General features: G+C 58.6%; 16 protein-coding genes and 1 pseudogene. 7 read left to right on the top strand and 10 right to left on the bottom strand.

Annotated features, from left to right (window positions below):
- Positions 1-730 precede the first annotated feature (730 nt).
- Positions 731-1171 (bottom strand): annotated as a pseudogene (locus IC66_RS0139555) (transposase); the annotation flags it as partial.
- A 272-nt stretch (positions 1172-1443) separates the two neighbouring features.
- Between IC66_RS0139555 and ltrA the strand changes: the two are divergent.
- The gene (ltrA, locus tag IC66_RS0139550) at positions 1444-2853 is read left to right on the top strand and encodes a group II intron reverse transcriptase/maturase (protein WP_028170458.1); all 1410 of its coding nucleotides are present in this window, start codon (positions 1444-1446) and stop codon (positions 2851-2853) included.
- Between the two features lie 292 nt (positions 2854-3145).
- Here the strand turns inward: ltrA and IC66_RS0139545 are convergent, their stop codons facing one another.
- From IC66_RS0139545 to IC66_RS0139525, 5 genes are all read right to left on the bottom strand, one after another.
- Positions 3146-5461: a hypothetical protein gene (locus IC66_RS0139545; RefSeq protein ID WP_011084646.1), complete on the bottom strand. Its 2316-nt coding sequence runs from the start codon at positions 5459-5461 to the stop codon at positions 3146-3148.
- A 195-nt stretch (positions 5462-5656) separates the two neighbouring features.
- Positions 5657-6319, bottom strand: a complete 663-nt coding sequence (locus tag IC66_RS44380; protein ID WP_011084647.1) for a CpaD family pilus assembly lipoprotein — start codon at positions 6317-6319, stop codon at positions 5657-5659.
- Positions 6320-6329: 10 nt separating this feature from the next.
- Complete coding sequence (locus IC66_RS0139535; RefSeq protein WP_018647881.1) at positions 6330-7784, bottom strand: type II and III secretion system protein family protein; 1455 nt, start codon at positions 7782-7784, stop codon at positions 6330-6332.
- 26 nt (positions 7785-7810) lie between these two features.
- Positions 7811-8500: a response regulator gene (locus tag IC66_RS0139530; protein ID WP_011084649.1), complete on the bottom strand. Its 690-nt coding sequence runs from the start codon at positions 8498-8500 to the stop codon at positions 7811-7813.
- 2013 nt (positions 8501-10513) lie between these two features.
- A complete protein-coding gene (locus IC66_RS0139525) occupies positions 10514-11494 on the bottom strand; it encodes a hypothetical protein (RefSeq protein ID WP_014497925.1) in 981 nt (326 codons plus the stop codon).
- 685 nt (positions 11495-12179) lie between these two features.
- Here IC66_RS0139525 and IC66_RS0139520 point away from each other — a divergent pair.
- The gene (locus IC66_RS0139520) at positions 12180-12614 is read left to right on the top strand and encodes a VirK family protein (protein ID WP_011084653.1); all 435 of its coding nucleotides are present in this window, start codon (positions 12180-12182) and stop codon (positions 12612-12614) included.
- A 462-nt stretch (positions 12615-13076) separates the two neighbouring features.
- Here IC66_RS0139520 and IC66_RS0139515 read toward each other — a convergent pair whose 3' ends face one another.
- On the bottom strand, positions 13077-13985 hold the full coding sequence (locus tag IC66_RS0139515) for a hypothetical protein (RefSeq protein ID WP_014497924.1): 909 nt from the start codon (positions 13983-13985) through the stop codon (positions 13077-13079).
- 1406 nt (positions 13986-15391) lie between these two features.
- On the opposite strand from IC66_RS0139515, the gene IC66_RS0139500 reads away from it, so the two are divergent.
- The 4 genes from IC66_RS0139500 to IC66_RS0139485 all read left to right on the top strand — a co-directional run bounded on the left by IC66_RS0139500 (position 15392) and on the right by IC66_RS0139485 (position 22401).
- Positions 15392-16873, top strand: coding sequence for a pentapeptide repeat-containing protein (locus IC66_RS0139500; RefSeq protein WP_011084657.1), 1482 nt, complete (start codon positions 15392-15394; stop codon positions 16871-16873).
- Between the two features lie 184 nt (positions 16874-17057).
- A complete protein-coding gene (locus tag IC66_RS0139495) occupies positions 17058-17939 on the top strand; it encodes a pantoate--beta-alanine ligase (protein WP_011084658.1) in 882 nt (293 codons plus the stop codon).
- Between the two features lie 550 nt (positions 17940-18489).
- Positions 18490-19731 carry a cytochrome P450 gene (locus tag IC66_RS0139490; protein WP_011084659.1) on the top strand — a complete coding sequence of 414 codons (1242 nt, stop codon included), beginning with the start codon at positions 18490-18492 and terminating at the stop codon, positions 19729-19731.
- A 426-nt stretch (positions 19732-20157) separates the two neighbouring features.
- Positions 20158-22401, top strand: a complete 2244-nt coding sequence (locus IC66_RS0139485) for a hypothetical protein (RefSeq protein ID WP_011084660.1) — start codon at positions 20158-20160, stop codon at positions 22399-22401.
- Between the two features lie 330 nt (positions 22402-22731).
- Here the strand turns inward: IC66_RS0139485 and IC66_RS0139480 are convergent, their stop codons facing one another.
- From IC66_RS0139480 to IC66_RS44360, 3 genes are all read right to left on the bottom strand, one after another.
- Positions 22732-23742 carry an IS481 family transposase gene (locus tag IC66_RS0139480; protein WP_011084661.1) on the bottom strand — a complete coding sequence of 337 codons (1011 nt, stop codon included), beginning with the start codon at positions 23740-23742 and terminating at the stop codon, positions 22732-22734.
- Between the two features lie 142 nt (positions 23743-23884).
- Positions 23885-24178: an IS5 family transposase gene (locus IC66_RS0139475; protein ID WP_011084662.1), complete on the bottom strand. Its 294-nt coding sequence runs from the start codon at positions 24176-24178 to the stop codon at positions 23885-23887.
- A gap of 583 nt (positions 24179-24761) precedes the next feature.
- Positions 24762-25145 (bottom strand): hypothetical protein, encoded by a 384-nt coding sequence (locus tag IC66_RS44360; RefSeq protein WP_011084664.1) that lies wholly within the window; start codon positions 25143-25145, stop codon positions 24762-24764.
- Positions 25146-25372: 227 nt separating this feature from the next.
- On the opposite strand from IC66_RS44360, the gene IC66_RS44355 reads away from it, so the two are divergent.
- Positions 25373-25798, top strand: coding sequence for a hypothetical protein (locus tag IC66_RS44355; RefSeq protein WP_223153745.1), 426 nt, complete (start codon positions 25373-25375; stop codon positions 25796-25798).
- Positions 25799-26045 lie beyond the last annotated feature (247 nt).

Raw genomic sequence — 26045 nt, 5'->3', positions numbered from 1 at the left:
CGCGAAATCGATGCTCACGATCCGTGAAATCCGCATTGTGAAGTGCGGATTTCGTTGGGTGCACCGCGCAGATGTGCGTGAACCCGAGGAAGTCGAACGTCTTCGGGCGGCGTTGCCCCGGCGCGAGAGGCGCTCGGCCGCGTACCGTCCAAATTCAGAATCCGGGTCTTCTCCTCATTTAGCGAAAGACCGAACTCCGCTATTCGCTCACGCAGGGCGTCGAGAAGGCGTAGGACCTCGGTTTTATTTCGAAGCCCATAAGACTGCCGCCGGCATAGCTGCCGCTGCTTCTCCACTCGTGGGTCCAGAGGTCGAAGACGTGATGCACATTCATATTTACGAAGAGCGGCGGGAGCACCGCCCGTTGCCGCGTACTTACTCGTGCTACGGGCTTCGATGTGAATTTTCATTGCACGCAAGGAACTCGCAACTGACGGCATTTCTGATTCTAGAGTGGCCAAGTTCAGAAACATGGCGAAGAAGCCCGCGCACTACATCGCACAGGCGAATCGAAAAAGATTCGGGATTAGCGGGATGAAGGAGATCGTCACGTGACAACGCCAGCGGTCAGCCGCTTGCGTATCAAATCAATCGCAAGAGCCGGAGGTCTGACGGAAGATGAGTTCCTGCCCGCCGCCGTGCATTGCCCGTCAGTAGCGGATCCGGCGCTGCAAGGAAGGCGCCGCGCTTTGGCAGGGGAGCGGAGCTGGTCGGCGACGCAGCGCCATTACGCCCGCGCGTCCTCGGCATCGTCCTGGGCGCACACCGTGGCGATGAAGGCGGAGACGAGGCGCCGTGCGCTCTTGCCGGCACGTGCCAGCGCATTGCGCATGAAGTGGACGCGGCAGCGCTAGTGGCGTTGAGAACTTCGCCGACCGTGGCCGTGATCCCTCATGAGTATCGGAGACGACGAGCCCGTAGCCCCGCAGGCCGCGGCGGACGAGCTTGCGCAGGAGCGCGGCCCAGAACGTCTCGGCTTCGGATGGGCCGACGTCAATGCCGAGCGCCTCACGCCGGCCGTCGCTGTTAACTCGACGCGATGGTCACCGCGACCGAGACGATGCGCCCCTGCTGACGCAGCTTCACGTACGTGGCCGATCCACAGATAGGGCCGATCGCCCTAGAGCGGGCGGTTGAGGAAGGCCTTCACGTTGTCGCCGATCTCACTGCACATGCCGCGCCGGTCATGCCTTCGACCACCAGCGCCATCAGCCGGAGGCCGAGTGTGTTCCCTAGTCACGAAGGCAGCATGAGCATCGTCGTTATGCGAGACGATGCCGCTCCGTCGGGGTCGATGGCCGCATCACGCATGGAAGGCAATCATCGGAACATGAGAGGCCCGATCGGGTCCACTGGATTGGTCTCCAGTGGGGGACAGCGGCGAGGCACTGCCAGAGCCGCAGTCCGAGCTGAGGTCGGGAGTCGGACTGGTCCATAGTACCTGTGAAGTCGTCGAAGGAAACGAGACGTATGGAGGGAAGGGGCCAGCCCGAGGGGAGCCCGCGCGAGAAGGCCAGGGTCCGGACACAGAGCCGGGTTGCCTTGCCGCCGAACCTCGATCGGGTGAACGCGGCGGCCAAGCGGGCTGCCCAAACCCGGTTCACGGCCTTGCTGCACCACATCGACGAGGACGCTCTGCTTCGGGCGTTTCGACGACAAAAGCGGCAGGCCAGCGCGGGGGTCGATGGGGTAACGATGGCGAAGTACGAAGAGGGGCTCACGGATAACATCCGCGACCTCTGCGGACGGGTCCACACTGGTCGCTACCGGCCACAGCCGGTGCGGCGAGTCTACATCCCCAAAGCCGATGGCGGTAAGCGGCCTCTCGGTGTGCCGGCGCTCGAGGACAAGATCGTCCAAAGCGCGGTGGCCGAGGTGTTGAGCGCCGTCTATGAGGCCGACTTCCTTGGGTTCTCCTACGGCTTCCGGCCGGGGCGGAATCCTCATATGGCGCTTGATGCCTTGCATACGGCGATCATGAGCCAGCGTGTGAACTGGGTGCTCGATGCCGACATACGCAGCTTCTTCGACTCGGTCGACCACGAGTGGCTGTTGCGGATGGTGGCGCACAGGATCGCCGATCCTCGCATCCTACGGCTCCTCGAGCTGTGGCTGCGGGCCGGTGTTCTTGAGAGCGGCGAGAAGCGAGAGACGGACAGGGGCACGCCGCAAGGGGCAGGCATCAGCCCGCTCCTTGCCAACATCTTCCTGCACTACATCCTCGATCTCTGGGCCCACCAATGGCGTCGTCGTCATGCCCGCGGTCGCGTCGTGACCGTGCGCTATGCGGACGACTTCGTCATGGGCTTCGAGAGCAAGGCAGATGCGCAGGAAATGCTCTTGGCCCTCAAGGTGCGGCTGGCCAGCTTTGGCCTGATGCTTCATGAGGGCAAGACGCGGCTGATCGAGTTTGGCCGGTTCGCGGCCGTCTCGCGTCAGCGGCGCGGCGAGCGGCGACCAGAGACCTTCGCCTTCCTCGGCTTCACCCACTACTGCGGGCGGACCCGAGATGGCCGGTTCATCGTGAAGCACAAGACGGAAGGGAAACGCCTGACGCGCAAGCTGACGGCGTTGCGCCAGGACGCCTGGCGGCTCATGCACGCGCCACTGGCCACGCAGCACGAGCGGTTCGCCGCCGCACTGCGCGGGCACTACGGCTACTATGGCAGGCCGCACAATTATCCAGCGCTCAACGGCTTCTACCGCGAAGTGCGTCGGATCTGGCTACGTTGTCTGAGACGACGCAGCCAGAAAAGTCGGCGCATGGGCTGGTCGGAGTTCGACACCCTGACGGCACGCTTCCCTCTGCCCGTTCCACGCATCACTCGCACTTGGGCGCAGGCGCGGATATGACGCGGGTTACCCTCGGGAAGAGCCGGGTGCGGGAAATCCGCCCGCCCGGATCTGTGAGGGCGAAAGCCAAATGGCTGAGCTACTCGACCGCGCCTCTCTTGCTCTGCAGAGTGCGGTGCTGCCGAATGCTTACTTGATCGATAGCTGCTTGAGATCATGGTGGCACTGGAAAGGTCGGATTTGCTCACCGCCCGGCATCGTTGAAGCGTGCTTCTAAGATCTCCGGAAGGAGGATCAGACGTGGTTTTAGGTCCGCCTGAGCAGCTGTCCGAGGTGCCGACGAGCCCCTCATTCAGCCAAATTGTGGCTGATGGAAGAGAAGAACGCGGCTTCCCGGTAGGCTCTCTGCCGTGTAGAGCTGACCGTGGATAAAAAAAGCGGTCATTGGGACGTCCCGGCTCGGCAGAAGGCCTAGATTCTGCAATATGTCGATCACGGCGGGCGAAGCCTCTTGGGAGGCGTGCGTCCAGCCGTCGCCCAAGAACTCTCCCAGTTCAGGCACTTGCGGGACTGGCTGATGGCCTGATGCAGGTGCGGCAGACGGCAGAGGAAGGTTCGGCGCCAGCGCCGAGGGAGCGTCCCTACTCCATTCGAACGGAGCCGCCGAATCAAGCCCTGGCGCAAGACCGCCGTAGATATCTGAGGAAGTCCTCAGTGCCGCAGGCCTAGCTTCGCCCGGCAAAGCGGGCCGAGGGTGATGAATGAGCTGAACGTCCTTGGGCCCTTCCGGTCCCAAGATGGCCGTGTACCGTTCGCCGCCGATCTCAAAGTTCATGATTGGATGTTCCACAACAGGCAAGAAGTCCCACTCGCCTAACTTGGACAGCATCTCGTCGGGGGCCGGCTGGGTGCGATGGGAAAAATTCTTGGGAACGGCGAAAGAAACATCAAACGTATCGCCGACAGCGGGCGACAGCAGATGGACGAGCTGAACATCGTTGAGCCCTCCCGGTCCCAAGACGGCCATATAGCGCTCACCTCGAATGTCGTAGGCCTTTACCCGCTGTGCTGCATCCGGCAAGAGGCCCCAGCGGCGAAGCCTGTGCATCATATTCGGCGCGGCCTGAGTCCCGTGGGAGAAATGTTCGGGAACGCTCAAAGACGCATCAAAGGCTTCGCCGGCTGCTGCGATCGTCTGCTCAAGGGTGGTCTGCGCCGCAGCGCCTTCGTTCATCATCTGTCCAGAGTGGTCTTCAGAGGCGAAATCGGGCTGCCGCAAGCTCGGATGCCAAGCAGGGGCATCGAAAGGCGCTTCTTGAGCAACACTCTGCGCTGGCGAGGGAACGGTTGGACTCATCGTTGGCCAAGGCATCAGCGCATCGAAGGTCGGCGTTGGCAAAAGGTTCTCGCGGTCCGCTGCATCGAAAAGCGCGTCCTGAGGGACACTTTGCACCGGCGAGTGGATGATTGAACTCATCATTGGACCAGGCACCAGTGCATCGAAGGTCAGCGCGCGAAAGAGGTTCTCGCGACCCTCGGCATGGAAAAGCGCGTCCCGAGGGACACGTTGCACCGGCGAGGGAATGGTTGGACTCATCGTTGGCCAAGGTACCGGCGCATTGGAGGTCGCCGCCGACAAAAGGTTCGCACGATCCGCGGCATCGAAAAGCGCCTCCTGATCGACACTTTGCACCGGCGAGTGAACCATTGAACTGACCGTTGGCCCAAGCATGGTCGCCGGCAAGAAGCTCTCGGCTTCTGCAGCATCGAAAAGCACGTCCTGGGCGACACTTTCCGTAGGCGAATGGACGGCCAACCCCACTCCATGCCAGACCTGCGGAGCATTGAACCCCGGCGGCCGTGAGCTGCGCTCATCTGCATCGTCCCCAATCGGCTGCTCATCGGCCGGCATAGCTGAGGGGGTGGACGGCTGGATGACCTGGCGCGAACTGCCTCCTTCTCCGCCTAAATTGGTCTGCAGGGTAATGGCGCGATAGTCCCGAAGGCCATTCAAGGCGGAGATGAGCATCTTGTCCTTCGGGAACAACCTATCCGCGTGTCCGAGCAGTTTATCATCACTGAGGTCGGCAATGGACAAGGGTCGGAGCGCTACCGCCAACTTCCGCAGTCCGCTCGCATAGCTCTCGGCCGTTTTCCTGCCGATCTGTCGACCAAAACCTGCCTCGGCGGCATCCCTGATAAGACCCTCATCTTCCCTGGAAGGACGATAATGTGTTGAGAGGGGGCGAGCGTTGGCGTCGGGCTCGCGGTACCGACTGATCATTAACAATGCTGGCGCGATGACCCTGTCGTTTGGCAGCAGCTTCCTAGCGTTAGCGAGTAAGGCATCGTCATCGAGCCCAGCAATTGATTTGCCGGACTTCTTCAGCCCCTCGGCGAATTTGCGAAGCCGACGATCATAAATTTTGACGGTGGTCTCACTCGGCGGCGGCCCTCCATTGAGAGCAGCGGCCGATGCCGCCTGGATGAGGTGATCGTCTTCCTCAGTGACATCATGAAGCGCCGCGTGCGGATATACAGGGCCCGCCTCTCGCACGCCTGCCAGGTGCTGCTCAAACGCCACATGCTTTTGATCCGGCTGTTCCACGGCGGCATCCGACGCAGCGGACGCCTTATCGGCTGGGTTGATCGTGTTGAATCGGTCCATGTTCAGTCCGCAGGGCTCGCTCTCTCGCTATTTCGCTACTCACGTTTGCTTTCCAAAACCTGACATCGCCAAGCGGAAAGGTAGAATGAAAGGATAAATGATGGCTCGCAATTGCCTTCTCTGCGCCTTGCAGCATCGCTCGTGCGCCTGAGCGCCAGGTGCTGCACAGTAGGTTCCGACAAGCGCTTAAAGCGCCTATCGGAGCGGCTGCACATTCTGTGTTGTTGGTCCCGCTGCGTCCGGCGCTGTCGTGCTTGCTCCATCTTCTCCGTTGCCCTTGTTGCGCGCTGCGAGAGTAGAGTGACTAGCAAGAGGAGCGGCGGCGCGATCGCCATTTACCGTGCTGACAGACCGATTATCAACCAGGTCGAGCGGATCGTTCACCATCACTCCCAGGTTGTTTTTGGTCGAGCAACCAAGAGTCGGTTCGAACGAATTGTCGTCCACTGCTGGTCCTGCGATCAAAAGCGACGGACAGTTCGGAAGATGCGCTTCAAACGTAATCGCCTCGATCCTGACGGCGGAACGGCCCGATAAATTGAGGGGAGAAGCGGACAGCCGGATGTTAGAGGGAACAACCCCCATGGCGCGTGCTTCGTGCGCCACCTGCGCAATGAGCTTATGGGAGCCGCTGACATCCACATGGAGCGCATCCCGCCGGCCACCACTTGCGTCGGCGATAAAATTACGCAGCTGAAGCTTTTCGAGGGCATGGAGGCTCTGCAGAAGCAAGACACGCTTTTTCTGTTCGACCTGGACTCCTTGTTCGGCAGGATTGGGATGGATCGACGCAGTATTTGCGCAGCCCCCCAATATTGCGGCAAGGACAATCGAATGGGACAAATATCGCATGTTCATATGTCGATCCTCATTCGATGATAAAGCCGGCGTTGCCCGTCAGTCCCGGTGCGCTCGCGCGCGGCGCATCGCGGCCTTGAGGCGGCCGTGCCACCGTGTTCGTCAAGATGCGGCCTGCATCTGATGGCGGTGCGATGCGGTTGGTCGGAATACTTATCTGGCTTGGATTTGATCCCGGCCGTACGATGTAAGGTGTAACAACGATAACTAGCTCGGTTTCGCGTTTTTGAAACGATGAAGAGCGAAAAAGCGCACCAAGGATCGGTACGTCGCCGAGCCAGGGAAACTCGCCGATATCAGTGTTGAAGTTGCGCCTGATGAGGCCGCCGATTGCAAAGCTCTGGCCGCTGGCGAGCTCGACCACGGTGCTCGCCCGCCGCGTCGAGAGGGCAGGAACCGCCATACCATTGATCTTGACTTCGCCTTCGGTCGATAGTTCGCTGACTTCGGGCTTCACACGGACAATGATCTGGTTGTTGCTGAGCACTGTCGGGACGAATTCCAAGCTCACGCCGAACTGCCGGAATTGGACCGAAACCTGCCTGTTGTCCTGCATGACTGGGATCGGAAACTCGCCGCCGGCGAGGAAGCTTGCGGCTTCGCCGGACATTGCCGTCAGGTTCGGCTCAGCCAGGATTGAGGCGAGGTGCTCACTGGCGAGAGCGTCGAGAACAGCGCTGAGGTTGATATTGCCGGTGCTAAACCCGATCCCAATCGTGCCGCCGCCGCCAGCCCTGCCGGACCCTCCCGGTTTGCCGGTGGCAAGGAAAGCGCCGTTTGGGCCCGAGGCGGTGAAGTTGATGTTGAGATCCTTGACGGCGGTGCGGGAGACTTCTGCTACGCGCACGCTGAGATTTACCTGCAGTGAGCCGGCGACCTGGATCTTGTTGACGACCGGGGCGCCCGCGCCAACAAATTGCTCAGTGACCTTCCTCGCAGCCTCAACGACATCGGCATTGGGCGCTATACCGCTAAGGATCGCCCCGCGCGGGGTATAGCTGACCTGAATTGGATAGTCGCCGACCTCGGCCTTGAGCGCGGCCCGTAGATCCTCGAGTGGTTGGGTTACGACAATACGCAGCTCGGCAAGAGCCTCGCCGTTTTCGTTGAGGGCGAACAGGCTCGTCCGCCCGGACTTTTTGCCGAACACGAAAATTGTACTGCTCGACGGAGCTTGATAATCGGCAATTGCAGGGTCGGCGACAAAAATGGTCGCCGCCGGTGCGCTCAAATGCACCGTCTTTCCCTGTGACGAGGTAATATTGAGCGTGCCCGTGGTGCTGCCGGGTGCCGCACGTGGCATCTCTCCTTTGCCGTCCCGCTTGGTCTCGGCTGAGGCCGCAAGCGGAAACAGCAAAGCAAATCCGCATAGGAGGTAGCAGAGACGATTGAGAGCGGCAGAGCGTTGTGGGTTGGTGATCGCAGGCGGCTGGGTAGCGCCGGCGGCATTATTAAGGACCTTCAAGCGATTGTTGCCTTTAAGTGACGCTGCTAGGCAGCCGATGCTGTGCCAACGAGTTCAAGAGTGTAACCGACGCCGCGCGCGGTCTTGATTCTGAGCGTCGCACCCGCCTGGTTCAAATGCGCGCGTAAGCGATAAATCCCGACTTCCAGCGCATTGGTCGAAACCTCGTCATCGAACGCGTACAAGCTATCTTCCAGCGAAGCGCGCGGCACAGTGCGGCCGGCGCGATTGAGCAGATGCTCGAGAATGCACACCTCACGCCGAGCAATCCTCAGGATCCGGCCACCCACCGAGACTTGTCTGGCGATCGGATCGAAATGCAGATTCCCGAATGTCACGACCGGCGCCGTCATTTGCGTTGACCTTCGCAAAATGGCCCGCATGCGAGCGATGAGTTCGTCGATCGACACAGGCTTGGGCAGGAAATCATCCGCTCCCGCATTGAAGGTCGCGATCCGGCGGCTGAGATCATTGAGACTGCTCATCATCATTGCCGGCATTGATCGTCCTTCGCGCCGCAACTGCTTCAACCAGTCCAAACTATCCCCATCCGGCAAGACGGACTCCAGCAGTACGAGGTGGTAGTTTGCGCAATCCAGCGCGGCTGACGCCTCATCCAGCGTGGGCGTCACGTCCACCGCGAACCCGCAATTCACGAGCGTTGCCTTCACAGCGCGGCCAAAGTCCGCATGATGATCAACCAGGAGAATTCGCATCCATCGCCTCTCGTCCGTCCTCGGCAAGACTTGAGCGTGTTAGGGTTGACCAAGAGATCCGGCGACTGGATGCTGCCGGTCTGGCATGAATTCGAAAAGCCGTAGACGACCCGCAAGAGCTTGTTGGCAGGCGACCGATGCATGCGCATCCATTGACATCGGATATGTGACGGCTCGCGGCGGGTCGCCTGGGCGGGCGGCGCAGCTCAACATATCCGTTATGTTGGCAAGAGCTCTGCGATGACTTACGGGGTTGAGAGCCCTGGCGGCGCACTGATGCATCTGTGGGCGGCACATAGCAATGCCTGCATGCGCTGCGCGAATGCTAGCGGTAGTGATCGCGCGAGACTGCCCCAGCGAAAGCAAGGCACGGGCGAGATCAGCTGTATTTGTCGTCGAACAGGCTTGCGAAACCGACATTGAATACTTCCCAGTTCGTCTTGATCCGCGGTCAGTCTTGCGAGGCTGTTGGCCGTAGTGCCGTCAAGTCGCGGCATTGCAAGTGTTCCGCGCTAAAGACACTTCGCGCGCTATGTGCCGGCCAATGGGGTGTAAAAGGCCGAGATGCGACGAAACGATCAACGCGTCCTTCGGGACAGACGTCCTCTCGTTTGCCGGCGTTATCCAAGTAAGATGTCAACCGTTCCAATGCTCGGTCGCTTCCGAGGCGTTCTCCGTCCCAACTGAGCTAGTGCTGCCAATGAAGGACAAATTACGTGCGGCATTGCTGTCGTGCCTTGTCTGAGGCGGCGACGCCGGCTCCATGTCGTCGGATCGGGTGCACGGCTCAGGAACTCTGCCTTTCGTCGGCATAGGCGAAACAAAGACTGCCCGCGTTGTTCTCGCGCGCTGGATCCAGGTCTGCCTGCGAAGACGGCGCTTCGCCCAGCCCTCACAGAGCAGATGAACGATGCAAGCTCTAAAAAGGAGGAGTTGGGTAGTGTGATCAACCGAATCGGCCGAGCATTGAGTTTTTGAGACGTTCGCAATTGTTGGTACCCGTCAGGAAGAGTTCACACGAGCGGACTGTGTCGCGAGACTGTCGGAAATCCTACAATCTGACGCGAGGTGAGATTCAAGTGCAATTGAATGCTCTTTGTCGGGGTGCCTTCAGTTTGGAATCGTTGTGAGGCAACGGCGACACAGTTCGACCATGCCGTCGAACTGCGCGCGGCGGTCCGTCTCGCTGTGTACAAAGCCGTGAGCATTCGTCCGTCCAATTAAACGTCTCGCAGAAGCGCTATTGAGTGCAGAAGAGGCAGGCGCTCTTGGCAAGCGGGGTAAGCCATGACACCAGGAGCGGGGCGATCCGATCCGCCTCATGCGTGTCAATTTAGCGGGGAGACCGTGGCGAGAGGTGGACGTCCACTTGATGAACAGGAAGCAACGTTCGAGGTGAAGACTGTCGATCGCTCGAGCCAAGTTGTTCGGCAAGGGATTGAGGAGAGAATCGATTGCCAGACGTCATCTTGAATGCGGCCTCCTTATATTGCGATCGACTATGAGCCTCTTAGGCGCGCTCCGCAAAATCGATTGTTTTGATGGAACGCATCCAGGTGACGGATCGGCTGTCTTGTAGCAGCGCGGCTTATCGCGGGGAGCGAATGCCCGATGCGATCGCGGCCGAAACACCTGTTGCTTGACCGCGCGGCCAATTTCAGACCGAGTACAGAGAGGGACGCAGCGCGTTCAGCGGCGTAACTCCACCAAAGCCGCCAGCCAGCCGTGAGCTCGTATGTCGTTCGAACTCACAATGTCCAAGGCGCCGGGATGCTCCAACGAGCGCGCACAGGAGGAGGATTGTCCGACATCCTCGCGTCGCCGGAAGTGCATCTTGTCGGAGACCCAACCGCTCTGCCGCTCGACCGGCGAGTTGATCGGGCCGCCGGTCGCCGCATAAGCTTAAGCTGTTCTGCGTGTGCGGAGTTGGTACGCCGCTTCAAGGTCTTTCTTTTGGGAGTTTGGGTGCTTGAAAACCAACGAACCAGCCCAACGGTTTGGCCGAGAGACCATCTACTCATTGCTCTCGCGCTTATAGGGATTTTCTTCTCTGCCGGTGCGGTAGCTTTCCAAGTTTCCGCCCAAGAACAGGCGCTCGGTCTCTTTCGTTGGCGTTCTGCCAAGTGAGCACATCAAATCGACGTCCGCATCGATGTTGTCGTAGTCTTCAGCATTCATTCTGAGCGCAATGCTGCTCATCACGTCGTCTGGCGTCCAGACACTGTGCTTCGGAACAGTGTAGGTGTGCAGTGCGTTCGCATTGTTGGCGATCGCCCTCGCCCAATGATCGCGAGAAACGGCGAGTTTCGCCGGATCTTCGACCAACGATACGAAGGGTGATGTTGTTGTCTTGCCGCGCATATGCCAGCCAGCTTGGCGCGCCCGGTCAATAGGATACCGCTCTGGATGATCTCCAATGGAAGAATGATCCCGAGCCGTGTTGCGAACATGCAATATGGCGCTTGTGTTTTCGTCCGTATGCGGCTTGCAGTCACTATTCTGATTCTGAAAACGCCGCAGTGTGACATAAGACGACCTCACGACGTCGTCAAATACGCCGTCTCGGTCAATGCTAGGTGCGCTCGCCGGTGACCAGCGCGCCGCCTGCTGCACGGCAAGGTCGATCTCATTGCGAAGCACTTCAAGATTGGCACCTGTCAGTGTTGCTGCAAGCTGAGCGCGGGCACTGACAAATGATGGGGCTGGGCAGCTACCGGGTTCCGAGGCGGCCTCGCCTGGCGCAGACGAGGACGTGGCAGTCGCGGAATTTGCCGCTAAGCAGAGTGAAGGCGGCGTCGGGTAGGCCGAATCGAGGTCGTCTATATCCAAGTCATTCAGCTGCTGCTCGAAGCTTGCTTGATCTTCGGAATTGTGTGCCGTTGCGCTGCTCTCGGCGCCAAGCTCATCCTGTTGTCCATGGACGCGGCGCGCCTGCTGTACCACGTTGTGAACCTCAAAGGGAGTGTCCACAGCATTTCGTGGATCAACGTTCATATCTCTCTCCCTTCGAAGTGCCGGATGCCAGCCTAGATTGTTGCAGGCGCAGCTTTCGAGAAGCTGACAGACCAGAGAGGGCGCCATTTAGTTTCAGCTCTTGACGGAGTCGAATTGAGTCAGTCAGCATGGCGAACAGCCAGCCGGAAGGAAGTCGCGCGAAGCGTCGGATCAAAATCGGTGCTGCCGTTTGCCTCCTGGCATTGGTGTTCGATTGGGCTGCTATTGGATGCCTGAGATTGTTCGGATCGGCACGCCAGGACGCGCCCACCACTTCATTGTGGACGCGTGATCTAAGGCAGACAGCCCGTGCACAGCAAGATGGACGAGCCGGTGCTTGAGGTGGCGAAAGGCGCGTTCGTAGATCGTCTACTTATGCAGAGGCGAGAACTACATTCTCTCGCTCGAGAGGCCTGTGGCGGACCAGCGCAACCGGTTTGGTTTGCTGTTTCCAAGCGGACGACGCTGGATCAAGCCGGTCTAGTCGACGCGCGGGAAGCTAAGCCACTTCCGCAAACCTAACATACGAGGTTGTGATGTCGGAATAGCCATTACAACGTCTTGCGCGTCGTTGCGACAGGCTGCTTTGTACGAGCGCGCTTGTTGTCTGGAATCAGCCAAACGCATCGCGAGCATCACGACTTGGAGGCCGCAATCGGCGGTACTTATCGAGGGAGAAGAGCATATGAAGGTTACTGGCCGAGGACTAACGATCCTGTTGTCCTTGCTTTCGGCCGCGAGCGCGCCGGCAAGAGCCGACGACCCCTCGCCGAAATACACTGAAGTACTCAGAGCCCTCCAAGCGGGGAAGAATGTGAAGCTCATCCTCGATATGACCCACTGTACCAACGCGGATGGTGGCAAACCTGCGTCGGCGACGCAGGCCGGTCTGGTCATCAATGCCTTCAGGGTGACCAGCCAGAGCGGCATCAGCTTCGCCAATGCTCATCAAACGGTCGACAGCTCCGGACATGCCGTGACCGAGTACATCCGCCATAGCCTTAGCCGCGAAGGCAAGCTGACGGTGCGAGCCTCCAAACTTGTCGTCGGGACCACCGAACTCGCGAATCAAGGCGAATTCATCTGCGAAGTGCCGGATGGCGCAAAGTTCATCTGGTAACGAAGAGCACAGAGCAGACGGGCGCTTCGTAGACTTGATCCTCCATCGTGTGGACAGCTTCGCCGGGCATGATACGGATCTTTTCGATCGTCAGGACTGCCAGACTCTTTCTAGCCGTCTTTTCGTCAGGGAAGGATCAAGTTGCCTGAACTTGTTGCTCAGCTAACTCATGAATGTCGCCGATCTCCATTCGATCTTTGAGGTGGAAGATCGGCGGCTCATGCAGTCGTCGTATGGGGCTGAGCCAATACCTCTCGGTTGAACGTCCAGATGATCTCGCTACGTCCACGCGCTGCCCGCGGCCCTCGTGAGAACATCATATTTAAGCGGATCCAGCCAGGACCGGCGTTGTTGACGCTCCCCCTCGCCGGGCAGACGGACCGGAGGATTATAGCATGAACGCTGTTTTCGACTTTTCCAAGCATCGGAAAAGGCAAATCACCCTTTCCGGAGCCTGCGTCATCAGCCTTTTGCTCCTGACTTTTTGTACGGATTCGATGCGCTGGCCGTCCGAAAGTCGTCCAGATTCCCACCCAGAAATAGTACCTCACGCTCTTCGGTTGGGGTAGCACTCACCCATGCCAGATCGGGTTCATCATTTTCGGTTCCATCCTCGAGAATACTGACGATGTCTTCCGCCGTCCAAGTTGTGACCCTCGGCACCGTGTAGGTGTGCAACTCATTCGCGTTTTCCGCGATGACTTTGGCGCCAAACTCCTTGTCGTCGTCCGGCGAAACGAGCAGTAGTGAGGCGTCCTCGGACAGTGACACAAAAGGCGAAGAATTGGTATCGCCCCTCATGTGCTCTGCCGCTGCGCGGCCCAGATCTAGTCGTTGGCCTCCCCAGATATTCCAGGGAGCTTGCTCGTAACGCAAAGCCGCCATGGAACGCAAATGGGCCATCGCGCTTTGACGGTCCAACACATGTGGCCTGCAGTGGCTGGCGTGGTTTTGAAAGCGCTGCAGCTCCGTGTATGACGATGCCAACACGTCGTCGTAAACGCGGTCACTGTCGACGCGATAGGCTGACGATCCAGTCGCTCTTGGCCATTGTGCTGATCTTTGCGCAGCGAGTTCGATGTCTCTTCTGAGTTCCGCAAGGTTAGCGCAAGTCAACGTTGCGGCAAGCTGACCGCGCGTTCTCACGAACGATGCAGCCGCGCACCGTTCGTTCTCAGGGATAGCTTGCGCTTTCTTGTTGCCGTCCGTTACCGTCGGGTTCGATCCAGCCGCGGGTGAAGCTAATGATGCGAGGATTGGCTGAGCCTCTCCAAGCCGATGCTCAAAGTCTGCTTGCGCCGTCTCTTCCTGTTGTGGATCGAGGTTATGCATCCGAGCCTCGGATGGGTTGACGTTGTCAAATGGGGCCATTCCGGTCTCCTTTTGTCGGCCTTCAATATCGTCATGCAAAAGTTGATCAGATCAGGAGCAGGAACTGAGACGGGCGCAGTTTGTATAAGATGCACCGGTCTGGTTCTCGAACGTTCGGTGTTGAGGCGTGCGGCAGGCCCCTGACCGGCAATCCAGCTCATGCTTCTCGTCCAGATATTTGTGTTCGAGTCGGGCTCCAGTCCGGATAAAGATGCTGTTATGCTAGAAAGCCTAGCTGTCGAACAGCTGACCAGACCCAATTGCTTGAAGAAAGCCCGTGGCCATTGCGTCTGTGCCGGCGAGCCTGTTGTTTATTGCGGAGCAGAGTTTTGGCGAGATGGGCCATTGTCGCTCTCCGCTTCATGGCAGTACCGTATGAAAGGTTATGGGGAAGCAGCCCGGGGGAGGGCCCGCTTACCGTAAGCTTGAGCCGCATGGGGCAGCCTGCCTGGACTAGCTTGCATCGGCTCCCCGTGAAGGACTTTGAAAAGCTCTTCAAGAAGCTGCTGGGGATACTAACGCCGGATCATGCCGCGGCCATCGGGCTCTGACCGGGCCGCGTGGCATGAAGATCCATTGTTGGGAATACTGATGCGATGGATCGCGTCGGCGCGCCGAGCGTTAGTCGCAAAACAAGCCACGGGGGTGCGACTTCGATCGGCCCAACTCGTTCTCCCATAGATGGCCCCGTCGGCTCGCGGAGCAGGCCTAGCCGATCGCGAGCTTTGGCTAACCAGGAGGCCGGCGATCCGCAAGTGTCGAATTGCAATTGATCGATTGCGTGCCCGTAAGGACTGCGGCTCTTGCCCTCCTGCAACCGAAGTCGGAATTTTTGCTTTCAAGGTGGCGTAGCGACCATAATGCGGTTTCTGTCAGCGGGACCGTGTTTGTCAGAATCAGAACATTCTGCGCCCATGTGGAAATTACGCTGCCGATTTAGCTCGACAATTCCGACTGATGCGGCTGGCACGGTTGTTGCTGCCGATGAGGTAAGGCCAGGCTGAGTGCAGAGCTAGGTGAACGATCACTGTTCCGCCCGCAAGCCGCGGGTCCATTCCGAACAAGAAGAAAGACCTAGAATGTTGCGCATTCGGGTTAATGGAGAGTGATGTGGAGTGTCGAAGAGCTGGCGAAAAGAAACACACTTTCGGACATATCAGCGCTGCCAAACAACGGATCAGGGTTGGTGGGTGTGGTAGACAATTGCACCGATTGGCAGTGGACACGCATGACAAGAATTCGGCTGACGTGGTCAAGCGTCGGCCGCCGCGGACAGCGACATGATAAGAGTCTCGTCGACACGTCGTGTCACCAAATCCCCGGCGAGTTCGCCACAAAGCCCGCAGCCTGCGTCCATGCCAAGCACAAAGAGGTCCTCGTAATCCTGGCAGTACGGAACTCTCGACATGTCGCAAAGGATCGGCGCTGATAGCGAGTGCACCGTGAATGAAGGGGCAGAGCACTACTCAGATCCGAAAGACAAGCTTTCATCAGATGGCGAGTTCGTTCGGTACTGGAGCCGGGCTGCCGACCGGCTGCTGGCGGTTGCTGCTGTTAGGAGGCGAACCGAGGAGGCAATCAGAAGGACCGGGATTGGCTTGCAGCTATCCTCCGAGAACCTTAGCGGTCATGACCTATCAGATTTCCCGCTGCGACGCTGTACCCTCAATCGCGCGCAGCTCTACGGAACAAAGTTGGATCGAGCAGATCTTTCTGAGGCGAACCTTATCTGTCCGGGGCTAGAGCGGGCAAGTTTCATGGGGGCCAAGCTCGATTTTGCCTATATGCATGCGATGGCAGCGCAGGTCTGCAACTTCGATGATGCCAGTCTGCGCAATGTAATCGATGCAACCGGCAGCCTTTTTCACGGTTGCAGCATGAAAAGAACACGCTTTGACAACGCGATGCTCAGCGGGCTCCTCGTTTACCAGTGCGACGCGAGTGATGCTGTATTCGACGGCGCGGAATTACAGGGCTCAACCATCAATGAATGCTTCCTCCCTTCAGCGTCCTTCCGCTTCGCAAAGCTGAGCCAGGTCACGATCACGAAGGCGCATCTGGCGGATTGCTCGTTCTTTCAGTCGAAGGGAGACTGTTTATCGATCGTGCGTCCCATCTCGATCGATGGTCTCGTCTTAGAGGGCGCTCATCTTCCGTATCTGAGACTCTCAAAGGTGAGCGGGCGGATTCGGGCGAGAGCCCTGAGCGCCCCATTCGCTGATCTTCACCTATCAAATCTTGCGGGAGCGGAGCTGGAACAGGCAGACTTGACCGAGGCGCGGCTTCTGTCCGTAGGCCTGTCCGACGCGAACCTCGTGGGTGCCGTGCTTACCGGTGCATCTATTCACTCCTGTCAGCTGAATGGGGCGGATCTATCTAGCGCATCAGGTGAAAGCATTTCGATAACAGAGAGCACAATGCGAGCGGCCAAATTCACCGGTTTTCGCGGCCGCTGCGCCTTTGTGCGCGACTGCGATCTGGAGCATGCGGACCTATCCCAAGCTTACCTCTACAGGTCGATGATCACCGGTGATCCGCCGCAATCAATGGCATTGAATCACGCAAATTTCGAGGGATCAAATCTCGTTCAGGCATATCTCGCCGCGGATATGACCGAAAGTAACCTGGAGGCAACGCGAGCCGCATACGTTCGCATGAACCAATCGTCCCTGCGCGATGCGAACCTGAGTGGGATATCGCCGTTCCAGGCCAGTTTCGTAAAGGTGGACTTTTCGGGCGCTAAGATAACCACTTTCGAGCCACCATTTTTCGCCGACCGTTGTCGGGGACTGCAGGTCGCTCTGGAGGGGCGGCAGCCGCGCGAACCATCAAGCTATCTGGCTGAATTCTCATCGGTGATCAGACGGGGTCGAGAAGGGTCAACCTGACTGCTTCGGAGCTGCAAGAACAGTGCGCGCGAGCTTTGGACAGTTCGTGCGGTGGTCGAGGTGTGAGAGGGCGTAAAACCTCTTTGGTGCTCGTTGGCGTGCGCGGCCCACGAGACGCTGGGCGGCGCGCCTTCCGAGATCCGAACGCGCCACTATTTTGGCGTTCAAAAAGCGGAGTAAGAAGATGCATCTGACAGGTCTTTCCGCAGGCAAGGCGTTCATCCGGGAGGTCGCGAGAACAGGTCAGACGATTGGAACGGTCCACACTCTCGGCGCCCTGCATCTTGGGCATGCAGAGCTGATTAGAAGAGCGGCATTGGAGAATGATGTCGCGATCGTCACAGTGTACCCGAACAAGATCCAGCTTAGACCAGGTGGGAGCTACGATTTCAATTTGGACGATGATATTGGACTTGCCCTACGTTCAGGAGCAACTGCCGTGATTTCGTCGAGCGACACCGAAATGTTCCCGGTCGGCTATCGAACGTATGTATCGCAAGGTGACTGTGATTTGCGTTTAGGGGGGCCTGAAACTTATTTGAAGGAAGCCGTTACTGGAGCAATCCGCTGGATCTGCTATTCGAGGCCAACTCGCAGTTACTTCGGCCTGAAAGATATAGGTCAGGCGATCCTGGTAAAGCGCGCCGTCGCAGACCTGCTTCTCGATTGCGAGATAAGGTTTGTGCCGACCGTGAGATACAAGAACGGAGTGCCCATTTCGTCGCGCTTGAGGCGATTTAACCGTTCCGAGCTTGATGAGCTGTCCTGTCTCTTCACGGCACTCAACCGTTCAAGAGAAGAGATCGCCCGAGGAGCGTCAAGCGTGAAGGATCTGGTCGCGTCGGCGACATCTCGGATAGAGTTTCGACAGTTTAGACTCGAGTTTGTTCGGATTGTCGACGCTGATAATTTCAAAGATTTAGAGCAGGTCAAGCTCCCATTCTTAATTATTGGGGCTGCAATGGCTCATGGCCTCACGGTTTCCGATAGCATCTATGTTCCAGATCAGGATACGCTCCTAAATGGTGCTCAGGATATCTGGATCGATTTGCCTAAGCAGTCGTAGCGAGTCGATTACTCATAGATCTTCGCCCGAAAAAGTAGACGGGGTTAGGTGGCTCTTAGCTCCATGTCGATTGGGGCGATATATGCGAGCGGAATGAAGCCAAGTTCGGTTGTAGGAGCCCTCAATGAAGGCGAAGTTTCGCGCTGGGCTCGCGCGGTAGCGCTCAGATAGCGATCGGGCAGCGCGATGACGTTCGTCGGCGGCCTCTGTTAGGGCGGCGCAGGACGGTGTCACTGGGAAGAACAGGACCTAGCCGCGGCAGCCGGACCAGCTCCTTCGCCGTCAGGGCAACGACAGCCACTATGTTGACGCCGATGCCGTTCCCGGAAACGGCGAGGCCAGCGGTGGTGACAGCTCTCAGCGATCCATTGAGTAGATGGAGCCGGAAAGTCAATGCGATCCTTACTGCCCGACATGGTAGGGCTGGCTAGCCGCACTTTGAGATAGTCTGTTCGGGTAGCTTGTCACAGCCAAACGCCACGACAGCTCAAACCGGTGAATCGTAAGTTTGGATCCGTAAGCTCTCGCGAACAAAATCTGCGGAGATGTTATGAACAGGCGATTGGAAATCCATAGAGCGGATGATGGATATATTATCCCGCTCAGCGAGCTGGATGTAAGCGAGGGCAAGCGCTTTCAAGACGACAGCATATGGGGTTGCTTCGAGCGGTTGCGAAGAGAAGATCCCGTTCACTACTGTCAAAATAGCGCTCATGGTCCATATTGGTCAATAACGAAATACCGGGATATCGTAGCGGTCGACACAAACCACCACGCGTTTTCGTCACAGCAAGGTGTCACCATTGTCGAGGTGCCTGATAAGCACTGGACCCCAAGTTTCATCAAGATGGGGCCTCCCCAGCACGCCGAGCAGCGCAACACGGTGAGTCCGATCGTCGGGCCGGAAAGCCTGACGAGGCTCGAAACCTTGATCCGCTCTCGGGTCCGGATGATTCTCGATGGCTTGCCGCGTAATGAAGTCTTCAATTGGGTAACCAAGGTCTCCATAGAGTTGACGACGCAAACGCTCGCCACGCTGTTCGACTTCCCATTTGAGGATCGGCGACTCCTGACCTATTGGTCGGACGCAGCTGTTACAACTCCTAAAGCAGGCTATGCCATCGACAGCTGGGACAAGCGAAGCACCATCTTGTCGGAGTGCCTGGACTATTTCACACGGCTTTGGAACGAGCGCATCAATGCCGAGCCACGCCTCGACCTGATTTCCTTGATGGCGCATTCACCCGTCACACGCCATATGGAGCCAACTGAGTTTCTTGGGAACCTCATTCTACTGATCGTAGGCGGCAATGATACCACGCGCAACTCGATTACCGGCGGCCTCCTGTTCATGAGCCAGTACCCCTCCGAACTGCGGAAACTAACTGACAATCCCAAGTTGATCTCGAGCGCCGTGTCTGAGATCATTCGATACCAGACGCCGATCGCACATATGCGCCGCACTGCTGCTATAGACAGCATCGTTGGGGGAAAACCGATCAGGACAGGCGACAAGGTCGTCATGTGGTACATCTCCGGCAATAGAGACGAAGAGGTCATTGAGAACGCCAACAGTTTCGTGATCGACCGCAAGAATGTGCGGCAACACCTCTCGTTCGGATTCGGAATCCATCGCTGTCTTGGCCGACACCTTGCGGAACTGCAGTTGAGAGTCCTCTGGGAAGAGATTTTGGATGGGGGATTGAAGATCAAGGTCGTCGGCGAACCCGAGCGAATTGCATCTAACTTCGTGCACGGCTATTCCGCTCTCCCCGTGCGGATTGAAGCTTAGGCCATGATCGGGACAGTCTCGACCGCCGGTGTGCGGTGGGTGTGGATTGATGTGAACTATCTTGGCTTCTTCAAACTGCGCAGATGAATGGATAGAAGCGAAGGTTCTGTCGGCAGCTATTTATAACCGGGCAGACGTTGAATCGCCCGTGAAGAACGATACGTGAGGCGAATGCTTGGTGCACGCGACTGTCATTTTTCTATAGCTGTCAGTTTTCTATAAGGGGGCGTCTGGCCTGTTCGCGTCTCAGCTGATGACACCGGAACTGACGCGGTTACTCCAGCAGCATGGAAGCTGCGATAGAAGTCGAACACAAGGCCGCATCTTCTTCCTTGCGCATCCGGATGAATGCTCTTGGTCAGCTAGTCGTCAGCCAGTCGGCCTATCCAGACAGGCTGCGCACCCTCAATTATCCGGAGATGAAGCATGAAAGGCATTGGCCGAGCTGGTCCATCAGAGCTTGAGGCCGCGGGAGCCGAAAGCATTAGGGAATCGAGCCGTTCGAGCCCGGAGTCTGGTCTCTTCCCTGGGGAACGCGATCAGTCCTTCGATGCCGTCGTAGGGCGGATACGGTCTGAGCCTGATGTGAGAGCGGCGACGCTTGCGAACCCGCCGCCAACTTCGGACGTAGCGGCGCCAACGAGGGAGGAGATAAAGGCAGCAAAGCGAGAATTGAGCAGCCTGCTTGAGGAACTTGAAGCTTGCCGCCGAGCGGCCGGGCATGCCCGGAACTTGCCGGAGAGACAAGATCTGATGGATCAGGTCGTCAAAGCAGGCGCAACAGTTCTGGCGTACTACGCCAGTCTGCCACCCGATTTGGCGCGCCGAATTCTGCCAAACGATCGGGCTCGCCGGCTCCGCGATGACACTGTGAGGGAGGCTGACGAATGTAATGAAGTGGCGACCCAGATTATCTACGAGCTGGAGGAGAGCAGAAAGAAAGCACAAGGCGTGCTCGACAGCCTCAAAGACATCGCCTCGCCTGCACAGCTGAGCCGCCTGTTTACAAGCGTTGCGAACCACTATGCAGCATGCATGGAGTTGTGGGGAAAGAAGGTGCTGCGCTGTGAGCGGATGCAGTCAGTCTGTGCCGCTACCGCCCACCTTCCAGGCAGCACGCCCGCCATGCGCACGGCCGAAGATGCCGCACTAAGGCATCATACGGGCTGGGCGCTCTTTACGAAGTGCATGTATCTGCAATCGCGGATCGCTCTCGTGGAGCTTTTAGTCAACTCGCAAGCGAGCACGTTGGAACCAGACGTGCGCGACGCCCTCATGGATGAGAGCGGGAGGGTGCGCCTGCTCGGGGCCTTCATCGGAGATGTTTTTCCGGCGTTCGTCTCGACGGCCCAAGCCGTTCTGTACAGCGATGGAGCGGCGCTCGAAGCGGAGCATCGCGCCGTTCTGGAAGGAGTCATGGAACGACTTTCGGAATTTGCATCGGGGCTGAGCGGCATGCTTGACAGCCTGAGGGGGACTGCAACGGAAACTGACCTTCCGTTGCCGTTGCTGGACCAGATCGTGGAAGCTGCGTGGGTGACGGCGAACGAAGTCATGCGGCTGCTGGCATTGCAGCCAAAGACGCAAGCCACGATTGAACCGCCGGCTTGGGCTGCGCTTCCGGATAATATTGGCCCAGCGGGCGGAGGCAGTCCGGCGCGCAGAACGGGCAAAGCAAGGCCCGCAGCAGCCGCAGGAGAGGGGAGTTCGACGGCCAGCCCCGCCACGCCGCAACTCGCTAGGCCCGATGCGGCGACGGCCCCGGCGGGCAAGGTCATCGTGCTCTCGGATCTCGGTACAAAGAAACTCGCCACTCCGGAGCAGGCACGCGCGTCATCCGCTGCGGCCGATAACCTCCAGATGTGGATGGCTCCGCCATCCAGGAAAGCACTGCCGGGATTACTTGAGCGATTGGACCAGCTGCTGCAGTTCGATCTGCCGGCTCAGCAAAGCGCCGCCTCGCAAGCTCGCCACATGAAGCCCGAGGACGCCGAACACGTGTTGGATGTCGTCATCAAGCGCATGCAGACGCAGTCCTCCGAGATTGAGGCCTGTGTAGCCGCGCTGGAGGAGCCTCGCCGGCGAGGCCTGCTCACGCCTGCGCAAGTGCCTGAAGTGCACGAAAAAATAGTCCGGCTGACAAGGATGTGGTCCGAGGTTCAGGGACAGGCAAGCTCATTGAACGCGCGAAAGGCAGCAATCACAAGCGATTGCACGAAGACCTATGCGTTTCCATCGCAAGAATACCTAGAACAGTTGCGGGAAGCGGGAGAACTGGCGTCAGTGGATCCACCGCACGCCTTGAAGGGAGAGCCGGGGACGCTATTCGAAATCAAGCTGCAGCCCAGGGCGCTGCGCAGCGGTGCGATGCCAAGGCCGATGTGGGTGCACATCCATACCAAGCGCCCGGTAAATGCCTGGCAATTGGCAACGCTGGGCGATCGCGAATTCGCCGCTTGCCACGTCAAGTCCGACGAACAGCGCGGCTACAATCGGCACTGGCAGAGCGCTCGAGCCGCCGAGGGGCACGACAATGTCGTGATCCATCGCGGCAGGCTCACTCCTGTGTTCTGCAAGTCCTTGTTAAGCACCGCCGCTGGCCAGCCGTGGCAGCCCCTCCCCGATCCGGAGCACGCTTCAGCGCAGATGGCTCGACTGGGGATCCGGTGAGGTATCGTCTTGCGGCGGTGAGCCATCCGGTGACAGCGCTCATGCCTCCATCGGCTTGGCGGACTGCCTGAGCAGCGCCGAGCCCCATCAAGCTCTATCTTACAAAAGCATGGAGCCTGGAGAGAACACTCCTTTCGGGAGGGTTATCAGCCCGCAGTCCGGAGGATCGCCAATCGGCGCGCAAGCAAGCTTGCCATTGCGGGGTGTGGCGAACATCGGCGCTCGGATGAGAATGTAGGCCGCTGAGTGTTGCAAGACGGAAAACTTTGTAAAAGAAGGGACTTGAGCTGACAGCGAGTGCTTTGTCGCGGCAGGTGTCCGACAAAGGTTTCATGTGCGACCCCACGCAGCCGGCAACAATTTTTCTCTCGACAGAGCACTTGCGTCACGCAAAGTTTGCATCGGCGTCTTGCCGTAGCACCAGCGCCCCTGATGTGGGCGCACCTCATTGTAGGCAGCGATCCACTCATCGAGATCGCTCTGCAAGGCAGTGATGCTCGGATAGATCTTCTTGCGGAACACGACGCGATAGAACTCCTCGAGCACGGTGCGGTGGAAGCGCTCGACAATGCCGTTGGTCTGTGGGCTCCTCGTCTTGGTGCGGGTGTGATCGATGTCTTCGACGGCGAGGTAGAGCTCATATTCGTGATGCTCCGGATTGCCGCAATACTCGGTGCCGCGGTCGGTCAGGATCCGGTTTAGCGGGATGCCCCGCGCATCGAAAAACGGCACCACGCGATCATTCAACAGTTCGGCCGCCGTGATCGGCGTCTTGCGATCATACAGCTTGGCGAACGCCACCTTACTGTAGGTGTCAATGAAGGTCTGCTGATAGATCCGCCCGACCCCCTTCATGTTGCCGACATAGAAGGTGTCCTGCGCACCGCAATAGCCGGGGCACTCGCTCTCGAACTCGCCGTGCGCCTCCTTCTCGGACTTGGCCCTTTCCAACGCAACGAGCTGGGCCTCGGTCAGCACCAGGCCGTCCTGGGCCATCTTGGCCTCCAGCGCCGTCAGCCGCTTCTTGACGTTGGCGAGGTCGTGACGCAGCCACACCGCCCGCACGCCGAACGGGGAGATCGACAGGCCGCGGCTCCTGAGCTCATTGCTGACCCGCACCTGACCCCAGGCCGGCTGGTCGATCCCCAGCTCAACGACGGCTGCCTCGACCTCCGGCGCGACACGGTTCTTCAGGACCGGTTTCTTGCGGCTGATCTCAATCAGCGCCAGCTCGCCGCCCTTGTCGTACAGTTCCTTGAACCGGTAGAAGCTGTCGCGGCTATAGCCCATCATCCGGCAAGCCTGGCTGACGTTGCCGAGCTGCTTGGCCAATTCCAGCATGCCGACTTTCGCGCGAATGACTTCTGTTCCTGGGTCATGGTAACGTCTCCCTGTGAGACGCCGCGGGCTGCGCGGGAGCGCCCTTTGGGTGAGCGCTCCTGCTCGCCCGCAGCTCCATTCCCTGCCAGTTCAAACCTTGCCGTCAGATTAAGTCGAAACTTCTACAGACCATGACATATTCCATGTCCGGCTCGTCTGAGACCGCATCAAACATGCGCTTCCAGACGCCCGCCTTCGCCCAGTCGCGAAAGCGCGTGTACGCAGTTATCCAGTTGCCGAAGGCGCGCGGAAGATCGCGCCACGGACTGCCCGTGCGGGCAATCCACAGCGCGGCTTCGACAAACAGCTTGCCGCTCCGGCCGGGATCGCCCGGCTTGCCAAGACACAGCGGCTCCATCTTCGCCCATTGGGCGTCAGTCAAAACGAATCGGTCCATCCCAAGCTTGAATCACAACCAAGCCAGGATGAGAATCCTAATAAAAAGCCCAATTCTAACAATCTGCCAAAGTAGTGTTAGGGCGCGGATTCATTAAGGCGCAGCCATAGCCTGACTGACGCGAGTTGAACGAAGGCAAGGTAGTTGTCCTGACATCTGCTCCATTTTTTGATCTTCGCATCCAATGCCGGCGAGCCCGGGTGGATGGTCTCGTTGCTCGATGAGTTGGCCCGACACTTCTCGAGACGCCTACGAAGAAAACGGCCAACGAAACCCTCCTCACCCAGGCAACCCGGAAAGATCCCGAGCCATTCTGATGGCGAGGACACAATGACGCTGGCGCCTGCCATAGGCAATCCGCTCCTCCCGCCCGGGCGGGAGTCGAAAACTCCGGCTGGAAGCCGGGGTTTTCTTTTGTGCTATTATAGGCACCAGCTCTCGTAAACCGCCGCCAGTACAGTGCACCTCACGGCTTGAGCCGAATTGGCTTGGGCTTCGCTCCGTCCAAGGCTCGATCGTAAGCCGCAGGTGTCGGTTGGTCTGCGCTCTGCTCCACCTCAAATGGATTGGTAGAGATCTCACGTCACATGAAGTCTCCATCCGAGTCGGGCTCTGATGAAGGTTCATCATCGCTCGACGCTTTGGAGAGATACATCGAAGAATTGGTTGCGCGCTGCCATTCACCATCCCTATATCTCCACTGTTTGGACTGGGTGGGATCAAGTACCATATCATCGGGATCCACATGAACGAAGCCCAGTTGTTCTGCACGGGCTCTCGCTTCGTCATTGGCAGGACGCCAGTTCACTAGCGGCCGTTCGCCGTCTCGCCCTAGTTGGTGCTCGAGCAGAATATCGCCGGCGTTACCGACGAGCGGATGTGCAACCTGAAAATCCACGATTGATGTGACATCAGTCCGTCCGGGAAACAGTTCTCGCCACCGCTGGCTGGTGAAACCAGTCGCCATAGGAAATCCGGCTTCCGTTCTTTGGAGGCCGACGCTCGTATTTCCTAGTTGATAGCTGTAGCCGTTGTTGCACCTTTACTCGCGTCGGATCATCCCCGAAACGACCCGTGATCGCACCTACCAGGCTTGGTGGGACGGCAAGGGTAATGGGCTGCTGCGGGCAGAACTGCTTGTGGTTGTCGCGTCTGCAATTGCCTGAGAAGAGCTTGGAGCCTGACGAGCTTGCAATGCGTTATGCCGAGAAGACCCCGTCCAATGCCAGGAAATGCCTGACGCACGTGCGAGGAAGAAGCAGCAGCACCGGGCGCGCCGAGGAAACCATGCACGAACTTCAGCCGCAGCTAAGAAAAGCGATTGGGCATGGCGGGCGACACCAAATCGGAACGGTGGGCGAGATCGAGCGGAAACCAGCACACCCATGGCATTCCCCATCCTTCATTCAAAGCTCCTGCATTCTTGAAGAAGCCAGCAATCCTGAGAGTGCGACGAATCTGTACGATATCGATCAATCGGAGAGCCTGCAGCGAAGTCCGTCCAAGATTTCACGGACGTCTCCTATGGTCACGTCTCCGCGCCTGGCCGTCGTTCGAGTCGGCGCGCATCATGTGCACATGCACAAACCTCCTAACAATGCTAGCCCGTCCTATTCGTGAGAGTGCGGCTTTGGGGCCCGATTGATGCGGCCGAACATCTTGTCTGACGAGGCGCACAGGATTGCCTTCGGCTTTTCACCGCCTGACGACCCGTACTTTGCAACGCGCTTGAGGTATAGGTTGGGCGAACGGGGGGCGGACGCCCCGCCGGTCAAGGACCGAGCGGCAGCAGCGCACCTGGCAAGCAGCGGATCAGGTCGGCTTCCGGACAGGCCGCGGCGAACGCAAGGCGAATGCGGCTCGTGGT

The organism is Bradyrhizobium genomosp. III, from assembly GCF_000261705.1.
GTDB classification, from domain to species: Bacteria; Pseudomonadota; Alphaproteobacteria; order Rhizobiales; family Xanthobacteraceae; genus Bradyrhizobium; species Bradyrhizobium ottawaense.
Note: the sequence above shows the minus strand (reverse complement) of the source record. Positions and strands in the feature narration are given on the sequence as shown.